The organism is Rhabdochromatium marinum, assembly GCF_016583795.1.
In the GTDB taxonomy this organism is placed as follows: domain Bacteria; phylum Pseudomonadota; class Gammaproteobacteria; order Chromatiales; family Chromatiaceae; genus Rhabdochromatium; species Rhabdochromatium marinum.
On record NZ_NRRS01000067.1, the window covers coordinates 1 to 20,117 of the forward strand.

13 protein-coding genes and 1 pseudogene are annotated in these 20,117 nt (G+C 45.8%); all 14 read right to left on the reverse strand.

Translation table 11 applies throughout. The features are described from left to right. Nucleotides 1–301: 301 nt before the first annotated feature. Nucleotides 302–1,438, reverse strand: a complete 1,137-nt coding sequence (locus tag CKO36_RS15055; RefSeq protein ID WP_200285221.1) for a hypothetical protein — start codon at nt 1,436–1,438, stop codon at nt 302–304. Nucleotides 1,439–2,224: 786 nt separating this feature from the next. Continuing rightward, nucleotides 2,225–2,914, reverse strand: a complete 690-nt coding sequence (locus CKO36_RS15060; RefSeq protein ID WP_200285223.1) for a TylF/MycF/NovP-related O-methyltransferase — start codon at nt 2,912–2,914, stop codon at nt 2,225–2,227. A gap of 31 nt (nt 2,915–2,945) precedes the next feature. Next, nucleotides 2,946–3,425: a methyltransferase domain-containing protein gene (locus CKO36_RS15065; protein ID WP_200285225.1), complete on the reverse strand. Its 480-nt coding sequence runs from the start codon at nt 3,423–3,425 to the stop codon at nt 2,946–2,948. Between the two features lie 65 nt (nt 3,426–3,490). After that, the gene (locus tag CKO36_RS15070) at nt 3,491–4,777 is read right to left on the reverse strand and encodes a transposase (protein ID WP_200285227.1); all 1,287 of its coding nucleotides are present in this window, start codon (nt 4,775–4,777) and stop codon (nt 3,491–3,493) included. A gap of 44 nt (nt 4,778–4,821) precedes the next feature. Further along, a complete protein-coding gene (locus CKO36_RS15075; protein WP_200285229.1) occupies nt 4,822–5,163 on the reverse strand; it encodes a hypothetical protein in 342 nt (113 codons plus the stop codon). Nucleotides 5,164–5,213: 50 nt separating this feature from the next. Further along, the gene (gene galE / locus CKO36_RS15080) at nt 5,214–6,188 is read right to left on the reverse strand and encodes a UDP-glucose 4-epimerase GalE (protein ID WP_200285231.1); all 975 of its coding nucleotides are present in this window, start codon (nt 6,186–6,188) and stop codon (nt 5,214–5,216) included. Further along, the gene (locus CKO36_RS15085; RefSeq protein ID WP_200285232.1) at nt 6,181–7,137 is read right to left on the reverse strand and encodes a UDP-glucuronic acid decarboxylase family protein; all 957 of its coding nucleotides are present in this window, start codon (nt 7,135–7,137) and stop codon (nt 6,181–6,183) included. Before CKO36_RS15085 ends, galE begins: the two co-directional genes overlap by 8 nt. Before the next feature lie 73 nt (nt 7,138–7,210). Then, nucleotides 7,211–8,221 carry an NAD-dependent epimerase gene (locus CKO36_RS15090; RefSeq protein WP_200285234.1) on the reverse strand — a complete coding sequence of 337 codons (1,011 nt, stop codon included), beginning with the start codon at nt 8,219–8,221 and terminating at the stop codon, nt 7,211–7,213. 99 nt (nt 8,222–8,320) lie between these two features. After that, nucleotides 8,321–9,718: a glycosyltransferase family 2 protein gene (locus tag CKO36_RS15095; protein WP_200285236.1), complete on the reverse strand. Its 1,398-nt coding sequence runs from the start codon at nt 9,716–9,718 to the stop codon at nt 8,321–8,323. Nucleotides 9,719–9,727: 9 nt separating this feature from the next. After that, nucleotides 9,728–10,372: an acyltransferase gene (locus CKO36_RS15100; RefSeq protein WP_200285238.1), complete on the reverse strand. Its 645-nt coding sequence runs from the start codon at nt 10,370–10,372 to the stop codon at nt 9,728–9,730. Continuing rightward, a complete protein-coding gene (locus tag CKO36_RS15105; protein ID WP_200285240.1) occupies nt 10,369–12,105 on the reverse strand; it encodes an N-acetylneuraminate synthase family protein in 1,737 nt (578 codons plus the stop codon). Before CKO36_RS15105 ends, CKO36_RS15100 begins: the two co-directional genes overlap by 4 nt. Before the next feature lie 2 nt (nt 12,106–12,107). After that, nucleotides 12,108–12,263, reverse strand: a pseudogene (locus CKO36_RS20505) (DapH/DapD/GlmU-related protein); the annotation flags it as partial. Between the two features lie 413 nt (nt 12,264–12,676). Further along, nucleotides 12,677–13,951, reverse strand: a complete 1,275-nt coding sequence (tviB, locus tag CKO36_RS15115) for a Vi polysaccharide biosynthesis UDP-N-acetylglucosamine C-6 dehydrogenase TviB (RefSeq protein ID WP_200285243.1) — start codon at nt 13,949–13,951, stop codon at nt 12,677–12,679. Nucleotides 13,952–14,026: 75 nt separating this feature from the next. Further along, nucleotides 14,027–19,999, reverse strand: coding sequence for an alpha-2,3-sialyltransferase (locus tag CKO36_RS15120; RefSeq protein WP_207161487.1), 5,973 nt, complete (start codon nt 19,997–19,999; stop codon nt 14,027–14,029). Between the last annotated feature and the right edge of the window lie 118 nt (nt 20,000–20,117).

A 20,117-nucleotide genomic window follows, 5' to 3' on the forward strand; every position in this document is an offset into this window, starting at 1 on the left:
TGGGCAACGTCGAGGCGCGCAGCTCCGCACGAACGGCCGGGGTGGTGCGGGCGTTTTTATGAAGTCGAACCTGCATCGTTCATGCCTCCATGGTCTGATCGTCGCTGGTTGCTGGTCGAGATAGGGGTCGTTCAGCCTCTAGGCAATCCGCCTTGAGCTCGGCGATCAGTGCTTCAAGAACTGCTCGAGCGAGGAACAAAGGATGGCTCCTCTTTGGCAAATAATCACACGGGACGGGACAGATTGAAAATTATATCGAACCCCAGTCCTTTAACTTTCCTCGTTTGCAGCTAATCATCGCCTACCAACTGTATAAACCACAACTTTTTAAAAACTCTGGATAAAAAAGCTTAAAAATCAACCAGTCTTTTTTTAGAACAATATTTTTCGTTTCCTTAGTATAGTATCGGCTCCATTCATCGTGCTTTGAAGCATTCAACTGTTCCAACGGTAATACGGGAATATTCCACTCACTCATCAATGCAGGAAAATCTCGCTCTAAACTCTCGAAGCGAAGAACAGCATCCAGCGAAAATTGACTAGGATACAATTGAAAAACCTTGCACGGTGACAAGATCGCCATCTGATTGTTATTAAAACACATATACAAAAAATAGAAAGTAAGGAGGCCGATTTCTGGATTCTGGGCGAGAGCAAATTTTCGATCGCGACCCCATAACTTAATTTTTTTAGCGTCGAGATATTGCTTAAATAAACCGCAATCAGTAATAATCTCCAAAAAAACATTAAACTCGACGTCTGAAGCTATATAGCGCAGAGGATTTTTGATATTGTTCATTTGCTCTCGGAAAAAATGATAGATTGACACATAAAATGTTAACGGATTTCGAATTACACAAAATTTATATGGATTATTCTTCAATCGATGATCCGAGATGCGCGCGTGGTAAGCTAGTGAATCCCATCCAAAACGCTCTCCATACAGGGCTTTATTTACGCTCTTGCCAGCAGTCTTAGGTATATGCACGAAACAGACTTTCTTATCTATGCAATCGAGGCGAACTGATTCCGCCTGTCGAGAAAACATGCCCCGTAATTCATCAAGGATTCCTAACAAATAGTTTGGAAAGTAATTAGCCCGAAGTAAATTTATGGCTTCGTTCAAATAAAGAAAAGCGGTTTCCTCTTTACCAACTAAAATCGCGTTACGCGCAAGTGTCGCCAATATACCCACAAGTAATAGTTGTTGGATTTGCTCTTGCGGCAGACCAGTTTGCGATGACTCCCGAATTATATTACCAACCTCGGGAAAATCGTCGAGCGAGCAACCTCCTATGGCAGTTAAAAGTTGTCGATCAATAGGCTTATGACTTAAAAAACCACGTTGCCGGCCAGTTGCTGTTAATGGCTCCCAGTTGCGCGAAAAAAAATGATTTCGAGCAATCTCTCTAAATCGAGTTAAAATTTCTTGATTCATGCTAGACCGCTCCACATTCGTAATTCGCCATTCCTTGATATGTTTCGACCCGCGATTGATGACTCACTTATTTGATCGGACGAAGCGCGCGTCGCCGGCACATATCCGGTGTCACGATAAGCTCCTGTGAGACAGTACAAAGGACTGCCGAAGACTTCTATCGGAAATGGCTCCTCACCCGTCACGGACTAATGGGCGATGAACCCAGGCCGCAGCATTGGGCAGTTGAGCTTCTTCTTCCGCACCGTCTTTCCGCGCTCATCAGCAGCATGAAGATAGAAGATTAGCCACGTTGCGACCGGGAAATGTGCTCGGGCGTTCTTTACTTTTCTCTGTTCCTTGAGCAGAACCGCTACCCTTGGGCCTTGATCATAAAGTGGGCCAAGCCCTAATGATCCAGTCGGAAAAACTGTGGTTAACCATCATATAAAACAGTACCTTAGCCGACAACCGCACACTTTAGCCACTTAAGGGTGGCCCGCCTTATGATCGAGGCCCTACCCTTGATTAATTATGGGTTATCTTCATCGCTCATTATCCAAGCTAAAGGGGCGCGGGACGATCATAACGAAGCACTCCAATGCGACGAGAAACAAAAATTGCTGCTCAAGTGGATTTTGAGGTGACGCGGTCGTTTAGCCTGTAGTGAGATCAATGTGTCGCATCATGATTTCACATCAAAACCCACATGAGCGGAAATTGCACCGTTGCTAAATACAATACCCCCCTTTTGCATAAATTGCCCAAATTGCGTAATGCCAAACCAATTATATTTACACTTTAAAATCAAGTAGATGGCTTTATAACAAATGATGGTATCTTGTAATATGTCAATTTCTGAAGTGACAGACCTTTAGCCTCAAGAAAGTTGTCTACTGCTTCCGTTTCACCTGCTACTGTGGAATAGTCATCGAAAACAATTAATCCCCCAGACACTACACGATCATATAACAAGCTTAGTGCATACTGCGTTGGTTCTTTTACGTCCATATCTAGATGTAGGAACGAAATCCTTGTTGCTGGATAACGGTCTAAGTATTCCGGTATTGTATCGAAGACATTCCCCTCAACAAGCTCAAAATTATCAAAACCTTTATGTGCTAAGATCGTTTCAGTTTCTACCTTCGATAAACCTTCCCCGCCTTTTCCCTCAAATTGATCTATAAAAGCCTGATCCGAAGATAGAGATACTGAAGATCTCGGAAACTTGCCATAAGCATCGAAACCTATAATTTTTCTAGAATAGTCGTTCTCAAGTAAATTACGAAAAGTAGCTAGGCGGATAAGAGAAGCTGCTTTATACACTCCAAGTTCAAAAATGTCGCCTGGAAGACTAATAATTTTTTTATATAACTCGTAATGAGCTAAACTTTTACCTATTCTTGTCGGAGGTGAAAACCAATAAAAACCATTTTCAAAATCCCATGCTTTCTCAGAAGATATACCTCTAACAACTATTTTTTGTATTTCATTCATGATGTCATTTCCAGTGCCAATCGGTTACCATTTAGCGCTTTTGCAACAGATAAGTCGCCATAAGAATTTTTAAGTCTTTTTTGGGGATAGATTGAAATCTTGGAAGCAACTGTTCTTGAAGCCCATTCGGTAGTTGCTTTTGATACAGATCAATTTCTCTGATTTTCAATCCATATTTTTTAAAAGCCTGCATCATTTGCGAATGGCGCAATCGATTACACGACTTCGCACACCTTACATTATCCGATATCAAAAATCGCCAATATCTATAAGGGTCATCTTTTACTTTACGATGATCATGATCTCGAAAATCGACGATGTGAAGCATTTTTCCTCCGGTACTTAAAATATCCACAAGGTTTGATATATGCATCTCGAATGGGCGTATATGCTCAAGAACTGTACATGATATAATTAAATCGACTGATGAGCTTGAGCTAGTGTATTCAGAATATTTATCGGTATTTGTAACAATATATTTCAGTAGCAAGTTCTCTAAAAATTTATCCAAATTGCCTTTACATAAACTACTATAGTGCTTCGCAAATGAATTGATAATTTTGAAAAATTTCTGTGCTATAATGAAAAGTTTTCCTGCTTTTCTTCGAAATCGGCATCTTCTTGCCAGAACTTGTCTTCTACATCTCGTATATTTTTAATGATTTTTTTGCATGTGTTTGCAGTTACTTTTTCGAATGCCGCGTCTAACTGAATCCTAAGATTTTCTAAACTAAAATCACAATGCCGCGCCACCTCGTTTTTTACCACGGCCCAGCATTTTTCGATAGGTTGTAGTTCAGGATGATAAGGAGGTGTTCGCAAAACTTTGTGCCCTTCTTTTTTTGCTATCACATCAACCTCATAAGTGGGTTCTGGAGCGATTTTTCTCAAAATTTCTACAAGCTCAACTTTTAGGCAATCTTCTGCGCAGGGTATTTTGTTCTGATCAAGCCAGTCACGAATTCTTTCTTTCGAACATGTCGGGGTCGGCGCTGAATCTTCTGTAAGAATATTATGATAAGAGGCATTATCCATTACGATTATTGACTGGCTTGGTATATTTGGAAGCAATGCCTCGGTAAACCATTTGCTAAAAAGTTTTCCATCCATTTGCCCATGATAATCACCTGTTTTTCTTGTGCTTTTGAAGACAATTTTCGCGTTAGGAACCCAACCATCCATTGTAATTGCATTAAGGATAATTAATCGTTCGCCTTTTCCTGTTGGCTTCTGGATCCAAGGGCCATCTTCGACTGAGTGCCACACCAAGTCATGGCTATGATTTTTGTTGACGTAAGACTCATCTAAATAGACTTCCGGCCGAAGAGGCTGGTTATCAGAATTTCGGTTGCCGCGCATCTTCCGCAGATAGCGTTGCCGAGCAGAAATGATGTTGTCTTTTTCCTTTAAATGCTGTGTTCTGATACCTTTGCCAAATTCAAAACCCCATCGATCCAAAGTCCTGGCCAACGTCGAAATATGATAGATTTGATCAGGCGATTTGCTCCGAAGAAAGACTTGAATTGTTTCCAAGGTAATATGTACGCCCTCTCGATTGGCTTCTCGAATATATGCCCGAACCGATTCTTGATCGGAACTTTCTATTGAGTATGCCGGTCGTCCTCGCATCAGCGTAGGTGCATCAAGGCTCTCCGGATCTTTCCGATATTGAGCCATGACGCGATTGACGGTGGCTAGACCAACATCAAGAGCATCCGAAGTCATTTGAGCGGGAGAATCACTTGATCCAAATGCTAACCTATTTCTTCTAAAGTATTGGTTAACAGAAACAAGTAGCCGTTTTTCCTCAGGGGTCAGTGGCTTGCCTCTCGGATGTACCACAGGATTTTTCCATGCTGACAAAATAACTTTTCAGTATAGCATGGAAAAATTAAGATTTTATCAATTCATTTGCAAAGCGCCATAGTATCTAGCAAGCGCAAGCGCCGTTGAAAATCAATGCTATTAGTGTGCCGCATCATGAATGCAGTTTGATCATTCTCTACTGCTGCTAAAAAATGACACAGATTGATAGCTATTTGCGCTGAAGCTACTCTAGATATGTCTGCAGAAATGACAGAACTAGCACCATTTAAATAAAAACCTATACCAATACCTAATGGGTTAGTAACCCCACAGCCGAAATCGAGCGTATTACGGCCGTATACCCAAGGCTTTTTTAAATACTTGGAATAGGCCGCTAAGTGTTTAGCGACTTTATAAGGGTTCTCATAATCTTTTTTGGTCATTAGTATTGCTTGAAATATGAAAAACAGTTTCAATGAAGCTATTATTTCATTTAAGCTAATCTTTGATGCCAACCCCACGCCGTATCAATAATTGAATCCAAGCAAGTATTGCTTGGCGACCAGCCTAATATTTTTTTTGCTTTTTTTGCGTCGCCAATCAGTATCGGAGGGTCTCCTTCCCGTCTTTGAAATTCTTTAACGGCAATCTCTCTCTGAGTAATCGTTCGAGCGCTTTCTATAACATCCTTAACAGAAAAACCATCCCCATTACCTAAATTGAAAATAGTTTCAGTGCCTCCGTTGCAAAGATATTCGAGCGCCAAAATGTGAGCATCAGCAAGGTCAGTCACGTGAATATAGTCGCGTATGCAAGTACCATCTTTGGTATTGTAATCAGTGCCGAATATTTTAACTTCACCTTGCTCGCGAAGCGCCGCCTGCAAGACCAGCGGTATCAAGTGTGTTTCAGGTTCGTGCCATTCCCCGATAATGCCGTCAGGATCTGCGCCTGCGGCATTAAAATATCGTAAAACAACATAATTCAGGTTATAGGCTATTTGATAGTCAGCCAAGATGTTTTCGATCATCAGCTTCGATCTGCCGTATGGGTTTATTGGGGACTGTTGATGCGTCTCCGGTATTGGCAATTCCTGCGGCAAGCCATAAGTTGCGCATGTCGATGAAAAAATGATCTTTTTTACATCACATTCCAGCATTGTATCTAAAAGGTTTAGTGTATTTGCGACATTGTTGTTGTAATATTTACTCGGGTGATGAACAGACTCACCTACATAAGCGTAAGCAGCGAAGTGCATGACCGCGTCGATTTGATGCTTTTTAAAGATAAGTTTCAGTGAATCTTTGTTTTGTAAATCAACCAAGAAAAAATTGCCCCATTTTACAAATTCAGAATGACCGTAGACCAAGTTATCCAAAACAATAGTTTTATAGCCTTTAGAATGCAATGCTTTATTGACATGACTGCCAATATAGCCAGCGCCACCAGTCACAAGTATGTTAGGCATCTGATCCTGCTCGTTTTAAATAGTTATCAAAATAGTCAATTGTTTTAACTAGGCCTTCTTCAAGCGGTATTTGCGGCGACCATTCTAGAACCTTTGCTGCTAACGTAATATCAGGCTTTCGCTGTTTCGGATCATCTTCAGGTAAGTCCCTAAAAACAAGTTCTGACTTTGAATTTGTCAGTTCAACAACTTTTTCAGCAAGCTCCAATATTGTAAATTCGTTCGGGTTCCCAAGATTGATTGGCCCAGAAAATTCATCACTTGTATTCATCAGGCGAACGAACGCATCAATCATGTCATCAACATAACAAAATGATCGTGTTTGTGATCCAGCACCATATATTGTAATCGCATCACCGCGAAGCGCTTGAACGATAAAATTACTGACAACACGCCCGTCATTAATGTGCATACGAGGGCCGTAGGTGTTGAATATCCGGGGTATCTTGATGTTGACGCCGTGCTGCCGAAGGTAGTCAAAACACAAAGCTTCGGCACATCTTTTGCCTTCATCATAACAAGATCTTGGCCCAATTGGGTTTACATTGCCCCAGTAACTTTCCGGTTGCGGATGCATTTCAGGATCGCCATAAACCTCAGATGTACTAGCGTGTAAGATTTTGGATTTTACCCTTTTAGCGAGACCCAACATGTTAATGACTCCTGTGACAGAAGTCTTAGTGGTTTGAACGGGGTCCAATTGGTAATGTATTGGCGATGCTGGGCAAGCGAGGTTGTAGATTTCGTCAACTTCAACATAAAGCGGAAAGGTGATGTCATGCCGAAAAAACTCGAATCGAGGATGTGTATTTAAATGATATATATTCTCTTTGTTACCGGTGAAGCAGTTATCTACACAGATGACTTCATTACCTTGCTCTAATAAACGCTCACAAAGGTGTGAACCCAGAAATCCAGCGCCACCAGTGACTAGAATAGTTTTAATCATTTTATTTACTCTTTGTTTTTTAAGACATTTTAATAACGCAGTCAATCTTTACAGGATGGAAATAAATTAGCCTTCAGGCTTTCTTATAAAACTCCAGGTACCAGTTTACGAATGCTTTGATCCCTGCTTCAACACTGGTGGCGGGCTGGTAGCCAAGCTCCTCGACTAAGTCGCTGACATCGGCATAAGTATCTGGCACATCGCCGGGTTGCAACGGCAGGAGCTGTTTTTCGGCCACGCGACCTAGACACTGCTCCAGGGTCTCGATGTAGTGCATCAATTCGACCGGGCTGTTGTTACCGATGTTATAGAGCCGATAGGGGCCACGGCTGGTGGCGGAATCCGGTTGCGCGCCGTTCCAGCGGGGATTCGGCTCTGGGATGTGATCTAACACTCTGATCACTCCCTCAACAATATCATCGATATAGGTGAAATCACGCCGGTGCTTGCCATAGTTGAACACCTGAATCGGCTCACCGGCGAGGATGGCACGGGTAAACAGGAACAGCGCCATGTCCGGTCGACCCCAAGGCCCGTAGACGGTGAAGAAGCGCAAGCCAGTGGTCGGCAGTTGGTAGAGCTCGCTGTAGGTATGCGCCATCAGCTCATTCGCTTTTTTGCTGGCGGCATAGAGGCTGAGTGGATGATCGACATTATCATGCACCGAAAACGGCATGCGCGTGTTGGCGCCATAGACCGAGCTACTGGAGGCATAGACCAGATGCTCAACATCGTGATGGCGACAGCCTTCGAGGATGTGTGCAAAGCCGACTAAATTGGTCTCGACATAGGCGAGCGGGTTTTCGATGGAATAGCGTACACCAGCCTGCGCGGCGAGATTGACTACTCGCTCAGGTTTATAGCGTGCAAATACCCCGTTTACTACTTTCCGATCAGAAATATCAACGCGCAGATCAGTGAATGCCGCCTGATTTTTTACTCGTTCAAGGCGAGCCAGCTTTAGACTAACATCGTAGTAGTCATTTAGATTGTCGAGCCCGATGACTTCATCCCCTCGCTCCAATAAGCGGATTGCTAAGGCTGACCCAATGAATCCAGCTGCACCCGTCACTAACACTTTCATCTAAAAACCCTGATGATTCAAACTTTAGGAGGCGATACGCAAAGCTTGTTAGCTAAGAATACGTCTTCTCGAAAAAAGACATTTTACAAACAACCGCACTTAGTCGTGATCACCCAGCATCGCTGCTGTTTTGATCTGTAGGCTATCGTCGGGCGACATCTCAATATAACCGATCTTCTCGCCAAGCAGGGTACCCGTCTGGAGAACTTCCCACCAAGTGGCAAGAATGGCTCCGTTAAAACGGTAAAGGCGTTCGCGGTCGTAGGCAAGATCGTTGAAGCGACCCGGATTGAGGAGATTTAATCCATCCTGACCGTGAGAAAATAATGGCTCTCGTTCTTCCTGCACTGAAACGACCGAATCGCTCTCGGTAATGCGCAGTACATTCATTGCTTTATCGATATGTTCAGCACTGCGATGAACGGCATGGATACTTAGGAAGATAACGACATCGGGATAGGTACCATGTAGATCGCGATGATATTCTCCGGTGCTTAACATGATGTCGCGAATCGGCACATTACCGGGTGTATCGCCAGGCTTGCCTCGCAGCAATCGCCAGTGAGCAGAAACCCGTCCTTCCGTTTCGAGCCGTGCAGCGGCATCTAAGACAGATTGGCTTTCCGATGAGACCATGACTTGAGTGACCCGCCGGGCCGCCGATGCGACGCGAATGGCGCGTTCCAATAGGGAACAGCCCTCGAATTCACGGTAGGGAACACCCTCAAAGCCAGGATAAGACTCGCGCACGGGAATCACCGCCACGCAGGTCGGTGTATAGCTTCCTTCCAGCCCACTGCCGATGCGTTCAAAAATTTGTGCGCGTGCGCTGAGTAGTCGGGTAAAGTCGCGGCTGAGCGATTTTCCGTGCTGCCGGTAATAAAAGACAGGCATGTCCAAACTTGCTACACCGACACGATTGGATAATTTGTACCATAGCTCCCAACCATCTTGTGCATTGATATCTTCGGAATAGCCGCCCACTGCCTTCAACGCTCGCGTGCGAAACAGGGTGCAAGCGCCGTGTGGAGGTAAGTGCCCAGCCCTGTCTTCTTGACCGAGACGATACCGGCGCTCCATGCCAAGAATCCTGCCTTCTGGATCAGTGTAAAAATAGTTTCCGTAGACCAGCCCCAGGTGAGGATTGGACTCAATTTTAGCGACCATCAGAAGGAGTGCGCATTCGTCTAGCCAATCATCGGCATCGAGGCGCATCAGGTACTTGCCTTTTGCCATACCGAGTACCCGATTAGCAATTTTCTGAAGTCCTATCGGTTCGGCGTTATGCAGTATTGTAATGCGATCCGGCTCCTGTCGATGCAAAGCATCTGCAACGGTAGCTGTTTCATCATCAGATGCTTCATCGATAATAATAAGTTCCCAATTCTTATAGAGCTGCTGCAATACACTTTCGACGCATTGCATTAAGTACTGACCATAGTTACGGCAAGGAACGTAGACAGTAACCAGGCAAGATTGCCCAAAATCTTTCAACATACTTAATACTTATTTCTCTGATACACGATCATGCAGTTTCCGCGCTGGAATACCAGCTACGACACTAGCTGGATCAACATTATGAACAACGACCGCATTACTACCTATTACAGCGTCAGGCCCAACTGTACAACCCGGCATAATGACTACATGGGCGGCCAGCCAAGCGCCATCACCGATTTGAATTGATCCATGATCATAGCCTTGGTCGCAGATTGGTGCTTCTAAACTTGTGAACCGGTGCATACTAGTCTGTAGGTAGACGAAACCAGAAACTAGACATTTACGGCCTAAGTCAATAGAGTCGCCACCATTTAGAACCGAATATAGACCTATACGAGTGCCAGCGCCAATCCGCACGACTGCACAATTTGAAGCTAAAATACGCACACCACGGTCAATACGTGAACCATCCTCTATAAGCACTTGAGCTGAACCATGTACGCGCACTTCCACTCCACTTCGGAATTCAACATCATCACCAATGATTAATTCTGCGCTGGAATCGACCAGGCAACGTGGCATTCCATCGCAGCGAAAGTTGTGACCGATACGAACATTGTGAGCCCCATATATGAGTCGGAAGAGGCTAGCCCACAATTTTGGTTTACCCTGTCGCAACCAGCCTTGTGTTAGATTTGCTAGAAACTTCATCGGCCATCTACCTTTGAATCAGTTATGCTCTGATAGTCGATTCCCTCACTGATAGAGCTAAATGGATTAATATCGCGCAGCGCTTTTGCGCCAACTACCAAATTGGTGTCACGCGCATCAGTCCCGTGTAATGGACGTAGCAGCACCAAATCATCACTTGAAATGATCTCACCAGCCTTAACCAGCCGATTCACATAAACACCGCGCCTGAAAGAAATTTCATGTCCGTTTTCAAGTTCACTGGGTTGTGGCATTTTCACGCCATCGCCCCGCAGCGCGGTGATTTGGGCGATCTCCTTTTTGAGCTGGCGTACTTCGCTGGCGACGAGCGAAACTTTATGATCGCGGAAGGTTTTCCCTTCGCGTGCATCGGTAAAGTGAAACTCCAGAGCATCAGCCCCCATCGCAGCCGCAGTGCCCAACGCGGCCATGCCTTCCGTATGATCAGAATAGCCAACAGCCAAGCCAGTAGATGCGCGTATGGTCTCCATAACGCGAAGGTTGGCATCCTCATTTGGAATGGGGTACATCGATGTACATTGCATGATACAGAGCATTTCAGGGTGTTTGAAACGCGCATCAACGCTTTGCAAAAAGGATACGGTTTGCATCACCTCATTCATCGTGGCAAGGCCGGTTGAAAGCAGCATCGGCTTACCCCGCCGCGCAAATTCAGCCAACAGCGGCCAAGCCGTTAGATCGCCGGAGCCAATTTTGTAAAAATCCATGTAGGGGTCGATCCACTCCAACATCGCCAGATCCCAGACAGATGCGACATAAGACACACCCGCCCCACGGCACATCTTAGCCAATTGAATGTGTTGCTCGCGACTCAGCTCAAATTTCTGGAAATGTTTATTCCGATCCGGGCTTTCGATCGGGCTAACCAAGGTATCACCGCGATAGAGTTGAAACTTGACGCAATCGGCTCCTGAATCAATGGCAGCCTCGCACATGGCTTTTGCGGTCGAGAAATCACCTTCGTGATTTCCACCAATCTCGGCGATTAGTAGCGGTCCAGATGAGCCGCGCCAAGGCGAAGGCTGAGGTTTGCTCGTCGCCAGTTCATAGATTTCTCGCAGTGAGCGCAAAGCGGGCGCTGGTCCAGCGCGATCCAGAATATTGCACGCGAGTTCGAAATCCCGAGGTGTGTCGAGCGCAAGTGGTAACCCCGCAGCTTGCGGACAGAATGTATTTTGATAGATGTAGCGACGACCGAGCGTTGGATTGTCATAAAACCAAGAAGTCACATGTTCGCGGTGCGAGCCATCGGTGACCTGATCCATGGTCTGACGGTAGAAGGCGGTGCGAATAATTTCAACGCTCATTCCGTAAGGGAACGTCCGCTCCGGCACGTTACTGATCAAGTCAAAATGATCAGTATCCGCAATCGCTAACATGGCATGCAGTGTATCCCGGTCGAGAAACAGGTTGTCACCGTTGATGCGGACGGCAAAGTCCCAGCCATGCTGCTCAGCACATTCCAAAAAGCGGCCAGCGACATCATTGAGGCTACCACGAAAACAATGAAGCCCAGCGCGCCGACAATAGTCTGCAATCAGGTTATCACTCGTCTCGTCCGAAGTGGCTACAGCGAGCGGTCGGTGAGGTGCGGCGTGTTGAATGCGCTCAATGATGTAACTCAAGATGGTGCGACCGCGAATCACCCGCAGAATCTTGCCAGGCAACCGTTTAGAGTCATGGCGACAAAGCAAAATAATACCGATTGTCATTCCCGTGCTCCGATCACTTTAGCGGGCACACCACCCACAATGGCATAAGGTGCGACATCCTCGCGGACGACCGCACCAGCGGCAATAATGGCGCCATTTCCAATGGTGACGCCAGACAAGATTACTGCGTGCGCACCAATCCAGACATCATTACCAATACGAATGGGACGACTACGGTTCGCCTGGCGGTTCATCAGCAGATCCTTGCGGATACCGTGATCGCTATCGACGATATAGACAAAAGAGGCGACCATGCAATCTTCGCCGATTTCAATCTCAGAGGTAGAATAAATAAAGGTATGAAAACCGATTGAGGTCCGCGCGCCAATTGTCACTTCAGCCGTGGCATTACATGGACAGATATGCGCGCCTGATTTGATAATCACCGCAGAATTAAGTTTAATGTTCTTAGGATAACGCAGCAACATTGCCCGGCATAAGAGCACCACGTCCTTCGAAATTTTTACACCTCGCATTCGATGCCAGAGAACTCTTAACCTGAGCAGCCAGACGGGTGGCAAATGGCGCCGTAGTTGTTCGTTTGGAGAAGACATCTCGCTCGCCACCATCACTACAACCGAAGGTCACTACTGCTGGGAGGAAGGATACATTTTAGATCGTACAGCAGATGTACCACCTGACCAAAAGCGCGCAAGCCAACCTCTCCCATATCCTGAAACTGCCGATGAGCGACGGCAAGAATGATGGCATTGTAAGCTCCACGTTCTGGAGTTGTAAGCAGTTCGATCCCGTATTCTTCACGCGCTTCTAACGGCGATGCCCAAGGGTCATAGACATCGACTTGACATTGAAAATCTTTCAACTCGTTAACAATATCAATCACCCGAGTATTACGCAAATCAGGGCAGTTTTCTTTAAAGGTCAATCCAAGCACCAACACACGACTACCTGCAATCGGGATGTGGCGGCGGGTCATTGCCTTAATCAGTTGGCCGACCACATATGCACCCATGGCGTCGTTTAAACGGCGACCAGCAAGGATGATTTCGGGGTGATAGCCAATAGCCTGCGCCTTATGGGTTAAATAATAAGGATCAACCCCAATGCAATGACCGCCAACAAGTCCAGGGCGAAATGATAAAAAATTCCACTTACTGCCAGCCGCCTCAAGAACCGCTTGAGTGTCAATGCCAAGGCGGTTAAAAATGACAGCAAGTTCGTTGACCAAGGCAATGTTTAGATCGCGTTGGGTGTTTTCGATAACTTTTGCAGCTTCGGCGACCTTGATACTCTGGGCTTTATAGGTACCGGCTGCGATGATTTCACGATAAAGAGCGTCGACCAGTTCAGCAACCTCGGGTGTGGATCCAGAAGTGACCTTGGTGATGGTGGTGAGGCGGTGTTTCTTATCGCCAGGGTTGATGCGTTCAGGACTGTAACCACAGAAAAAGTCGCGGTTGTACCGAAGCCCAGATTCCGCCTCAAGCACTGGCACGCAATCTTCTTCCGTGCAGCCAGGATAAACGGTCGATTCGAATATCACAATGTCGTCAGGCTTGAGTACCCTGCCGACGGTCTCACAGGCCGAGAGCAAGGGATTCAGATCGGGTCGTTTATATGCGTCAATGGGCGTTGGCACGGTTACGATGAAGGTATCACAGACGCGCAGAGCTTCAGCATCAGTCGTCATGCTCAGCCTACCGGCAGCCGCCAACTCCTCTTCAGTACTCTCTCTTGTTACGTCAGTGCCCGACAGCAGTTCATCGATGCGACGTTGACTAATGTCAAAACCAATCACCTGACGTATACGACCGAATTCCAGTGCAAGGGGAAGTCCAACATAGCCGAGACCAATGATGGCGAGATGTCGGTTTTGATCAAGCATTTTTTAACTTGCCATTTCTAAATTTTGCCACAACTAAAATTATAGTGGCTTTGAAACCGAAAATATCCCAATTTATCATTTATTCAGTAACATTGACATTTGATCCATATATTCCTTATCCGTTAACGCAAGCACGCCCTCGCACTCTTTGTCACCACATATACTTCCTGATATTTTTCCTGCACGCCAAAAATTACGAATAAATTGTCGGTTCTCCATAAAATCGTGTCCAAACGGATAAGTTTTAAGGGGAATTTGCGTTGTCGCGCCCTCCGCCCGTCCAGACGCGTAAGGGTTTGCAGACAAATAAAAATTGGATTTAAAAATCTTAACTCGCCTAGGATTAAAAAAAAGCACATCATAAAGAATTTTTTGTATGGCATTCGCGGACCCATTAAAAAACAAAAAATCAGGATTCAACATAATCCGCGCTTTATTTTCGTTAATAAGGTCATTTGTGTATTTATGGTTGTTACTATTTAGTATCACCATTTTTAAATCTGCTATAAAAGCTTTATCGCGCCGATCCGCAACGATATTAGAAAATGCGTTATTAAAATAGGATACATCGGTTTTTGAGCCGTAGATCTTTTGGCTTGCAACTCTTTCCCCAGAATAAGCGACGCGTATTACGACATCAAACGAGTCAATTTCATCCCCATCAGCATCAAAATTGTTAGCAGATCCCACAATAGCGACGCTTTTGCCTTCAACCAGATTGGTATATTTTAACCAACCCAAGCAACCATCAAAGGAGATAGATGGCATTGAACAATTCTTTTCTGACATTAACCCATTTAAATAAAGCCGGAAAAAATTTGTTTTATAGACATCCTGCGAAATAAGCTCTTGCTCACTAAGCAAGTGGTCTGCCGCAACGAGATCACCTGATTGAATGGCTGCCTTGACCGCAGTCAATAGATAACGACCACTCTCTGCATGGGAATATGCTCTTAATGTTGCGAGCCTCTTTATCTCATGGGCAGACTTGAACATGCCGTGGGATACTAGTAAATTATTAATATATAACCATGACTGAGTATGCAATATGTCAGCACTGTAACAGCTAAAAATGGTAGCGAGCTTTTCGTCACTGTCATAGGTTTTGCTAGTATTCCAGATTGATTTTAGTTTATCAATTAAATCCCTTATGCTCTCAACCATCTCGGTTGCCTCTTCCTTCGATGCTTTATTGATATCTTTTTTTAATGCGTTTTCGATAAAGGCCGTTTCCTCTCCGGTGAGCCGCGCGATATAACTCATCTTCCCCATTGATGCTTTGTTACATTCAGGATATTTTCTGCTACGATCAAAAAGAGAATATAGGTTTCTGAGTTCTGAAATTATGTTTTTATCGAGTAACTCGGTCGTTGTATTTAAGACCGGCGCAATTTTTGCGTTCAACTGTGAGAATGCAATATTTATAGATTCAAATTCGATAGACGCCCTGTCTTCTTTGTTGTTTGCGAGCGTTTTAGCTCGCCCATGATAATATTTTGCTTTTTCGGTGTTGTTTGCAGACAAAAAAGAACTCGTTAAATTTTGATAGTATGCAAAAATTACGACATTTTTCTCAGACAGCAATTCTTCAAGGCGAACTGTATATTGATATAAATTGCGTTTATGTGAATGCGGATGAGACGGAACCGCATTTCTCGCATACGCAAATTTCAATTCGTGATCTTGGCTATTGGTAATCAGTGCGCTTTCGATCAACTGATCGGCTTCCGTCGTTTTTCCTTGTTCCCTTAAACATTCACAGCGCCGCAATACAACATCAGTTTGGCGGGAGGGCGCGTCATTTTGTAATGTGCGCCAAAAAAACTCTGCCGATTCCCAATCTTTTCGTTTGGAGGCTGCCATAGCTTTAGCTTCGATCTCGCTATCTTTATAAGTATCGAATTCTTTTCCATAAGTTTTTGAAATCGCAAAATTCATTCTGTTAACAAAACTTTTTAGACACAGCTTAGCCTGCAAGGCGGTATATTGACCAATATCAATATTTTTCGCAGTAGCATCAACGATGCTTTTAAAAGCTGCTGCAAGTGTATAATCTTGATACACGGCGCAACCACTTATGTCTTGTATTACTTCAGCAATTCCGGTTGCTCTGTAGACAACAACTTTGGTGTAGGCCTGTATGGCTTCGATGCAAACTAAAGGAAAGGGATCATCTTTGGAGGTAAGAAAAAAAACATCTGCTCGACTGATAAAGTGAAAATATTTTTCACCATCCAGCGCGCCGAGATATTGAACATAGGGACTGTCTTTAAGTAGCTTTGTTAGTTTATTCGTATGTGAGAAACCCGCCCACTCGAAGCGCCAAGGTAATTTTTTTTCATTCGCATAGCGAGCCACATCCAAAAATAACTGCACGCCTTTTCTTTCTTGAACACTTCCCGCCATCACTACTCGAAACATCTTGTTTTTCTTTTTTTGTCGCACATCTTGTTGATTTTCTTGATGTAAAGCGGATGTCTCGTATATAGTATATGTTTTTTTTGCCCTGAAACTAAATTTAAGCCACTCTGCCTGTGCATTAGAAACGCAAAGAATATTCATGCTAGGTAATGCGTTTATAAACTTGTAATATTTTTCTGTTTGGTCGGTTTTAAATTTATCAAATGCCCATTGGGTTTCGTGAAAATAGACCAAAAAAGAGTTTGGGGCAAGTGAGCATATGAAATCTAAAAATGCGTCACATTTTAAAAATGGATGCACTGAGTTGATAATAACAAAATCGTAGTCTCTGAATTTTTCTATTAGTTCTTCTTTTGTGAAAAATTCTGTTACCTCAAAAGTATCTATCTCCGCCATTTTCAAAAATGTGATTGCTTTTACATAATAGCTAAGCGAACGCATCACTCCAGTTTGCAGTTTGTAATCATGCCCAATTAGAGCAATTTTCTTAATTCCACGTGGTATCTGATGAATAAATTCAGCGTACCTCGTTAGCGCAAGCTCACTACTGTTTTTGATTTTTGGTTTCGCTTTAAATGATGCGCTACTTTTTCCCTGAATTATGAAATGTAGCAAAGGATTTTCACCCTGAGACAGGTTGATTTGTTCTTCTTGTGTATATTTACCCCAATTTAGTGTTTGATTTGGCGATGCATTATTGTGGCATCCGGTATTTAAATAATGTTTTATTGGCTCAATTCTGGCTTTTAACAGCCAAGGATTATTAGCAAGGTACCACTCCTCATCAAATAAGCCAGATGCACTAATAGCCTCAATGGCTTTACAGTCTAGCTCGTCCTCAATCTGATTATCCTTTTGATGTGCTAGCAGTACGGCTTGTCTGATAGTGACTGGACTCCCGCTGAGTTCTGTACCATCAGTAAAACCAACGAATATTTTTTTGTGTTTTTGATAGGCTGATATATCCAAGCTGAATGCGTGATTACCGCGTCCGATGCCGGCATTGCGCAGCCTTTCTTGGAATGTGTTGGGAATGACTTGATCAAGTATCTCGCCTTTTTCACTGACAACATGAATCTTTGGAGGATTGGATTCTGGTTTATTTGTATCCCAAGCCCAGCCAACTAGTCTTCCATCAAGGTAGTGCACTTCGCCGATCTTGTTGACACCTGCGTATAGTGCCTTTTCGTGCAAATCAAGAAACTTTTTGATGTCTTTTTTTACGCGACTTTTGGGCGAAAAATATTTCTCACTTTTCTTAGGCGCTACCGGCAGGTGTTTAGATAAGGGTGATTCGGGAACTGCACAAAAAATCTTCGCGTTTGGAAATAATGTAAGAAGTGTAGAAAGGAAGCGAATATCAATGTCTTCAGCGTGCGTTTTCTTAAAATAACCTTGTTTAAGGGAATCTTTGAGGAGCGTTTTTGCGATATAGGGTGGCGTGGTATAATCATGATGCTGATAGCTAGATGGCTCATTAAGTAAGGGTTGGAACAAGTCCAAACCGGATATGTAAATTTCTTCAAATCCTAAAAAAAGGCCCGTTGCAATTTGCATGAACCCCGTAGTCGGTATTCCTCCAAATTTTCTTGTGATAAAAAAATCATCGAACTCCTTAAAATGAGAAAACAGGTCTCTTGGCCATAAGCGTGGTCTCGCAATCTTTGTCCATCGTGAAGTTTCCGGTACAAATATTGGCAATGATGGCTTCATTAAATTTGTGGGCCGAAAATAAAAGCCAATCGAATAAAAATTATGCTGAGCAATAATCTCCAGCGCAGCCAATGTTCTTCTCGCATATATCGGCAGATGATACGCATCGACGCGATCACCAAACTGATAGTTTTCCTCAAGATAAAAATCGTTAAGACGAAATATTACAGGATTTTGTGGAACCCTTGAATTTTCAAAATATTTATTGCTAGGACCATTCGCAACTAATAGCAGAGGTCGATGGTTTTCCTTGGAAAGGTTGCATTGTTCACGAAATATTTGTAAAGGATTCTCATCGATATATTTGCTTCTACTCTTGATAACTTCTCCTCTAGCGGTAGGTGAATTGTGAAAATTACGATTTTTTATGCGCAATATGTAAGCAATGCCATCCAAATAGGCTTTATTAGTTAACTCAAGAACCCTTGTATCTGTCATTTCAACATGACTTTTGTCCTGTTTTACTACTTGTCGAACCAGCGATAGCTGGCCGGTTAAATCATGATTTACCATTACTGGTTGCAAACGACGCAGCGGAATAGCTGCTAAATCTTTATCGCCCCGCCCCCGATACCTCTCAGCATGCTGGCGCTCACCCAAATAAAAATTCACCTTAAACAGCTTAACCCACTCCACCCCATGCAGCAGCAAATCAAACACCACCGCCGGCACCGCATTGAGCGACTTATAAAACGCCCCCGGATACTCCGCAATCATCCGCACCCGATCCGCCGCCCAAGCCAACCGATCCGCATCATAGCGCGGCCGCCGAATTAAACAAAAATCCAGCGCCTTCACCAACCCCAGCCGCTGCTCCGCGCTCAACAACCGCACCGTATGCGCATTGTAAAGCGCCACATGGGTCTTGCGCCCAAACTCCTCGGCCTCCGGCAGACTCTCCGGCCCGCGCCAATTCATCCGCACCACCACATCGAAGCCGTCGATCTCCGCCCCATCCAAGCTCCCCGTCGGCGCCGGCCCCACCACCGCCACCGATTTACCGCGCAGATAGGCCCGAAAGCGCTCATCCACCGGTCGCGGCGGATGCGGCCACTGCGCCCGAAAGGCGGCCAGATCCCCGGCCAACAACGCCTGCACGGCGCGCAACTCCGCCACCTGCGGACCCTCGTGCCCCGCCGCCCGCAGTTGATCCAGAAAACGCCCGGCCTGGGCCGTCTCGCCCTGATCCAGCGCCGCGCGCACCGCGGTCAGCACCGCCTGCGGCGGTGGCGCAGGCTGCTCGGCATCAGCCAAGGCGCGCGCGACGGCCTGTTGCCGGGCGGCATAACCGAGCAGCAGCAGCCCGTTCCAGTTGAGCAGATCGTTCAAGCATAGCCAGTCCGCCACACTGAGCAGGGCGCTGGGCAGCGCCTGCAGCCGTTGTTGCAGCGCCTGGTGCGCGGCGTCCTGGCCCGAGGACGCGCCGGCGCGCGCCTGACTGACGGCGGTGACGATGGCCTCGGTGAGGCTCGCGTCGAGCGCCTTGGGGCCGATGGCCTGGAGCGCGGTGCGCAGCGCGGCCAGCGCCGGCTCGCGCGCTTGCCGATCCCAGGCGTCCTCGGCCAGCAGCAGATAGGCTTGCACATAACGGCGCACGTTGTTGCGCGGGACGACCCGTTCGGCCTGTTCCAGCCAGTCGCAGGCGGTGGCCCAGTCCGGGCGCTGCGCCAGGCCGTCAGCCTGATACCAGTCCGGCGCGTTCTCGGTGGTCTGCATCAGCCAGGAGGAGTAGCAATGGTAGTAATACTGGTTGGCCTGTTCGCTGATCACCCCAGGGTGCTTTGGCTCGCGTTGCGCGGCGCGTTGCAGCGCGGCGGTGGCATCGGGGAAGGCATCGAGCTTGAACAGCGCTTGGCTGATGCGCAGCAGGTCGGTGATGGACAGGGCGCTGTCAGGGCGCGCGAGCAGGCTCATCCAGGCGGCATGGGCGCGCGGCCAGTCGCCTTGGCCGTTGGCCTGCTCGGCTAGGGGGATGACGGCTGCCAGCGGCTGGCCGGCGAAGGCGGCGAGATCGGCGGCGGCTGGGGTGGCG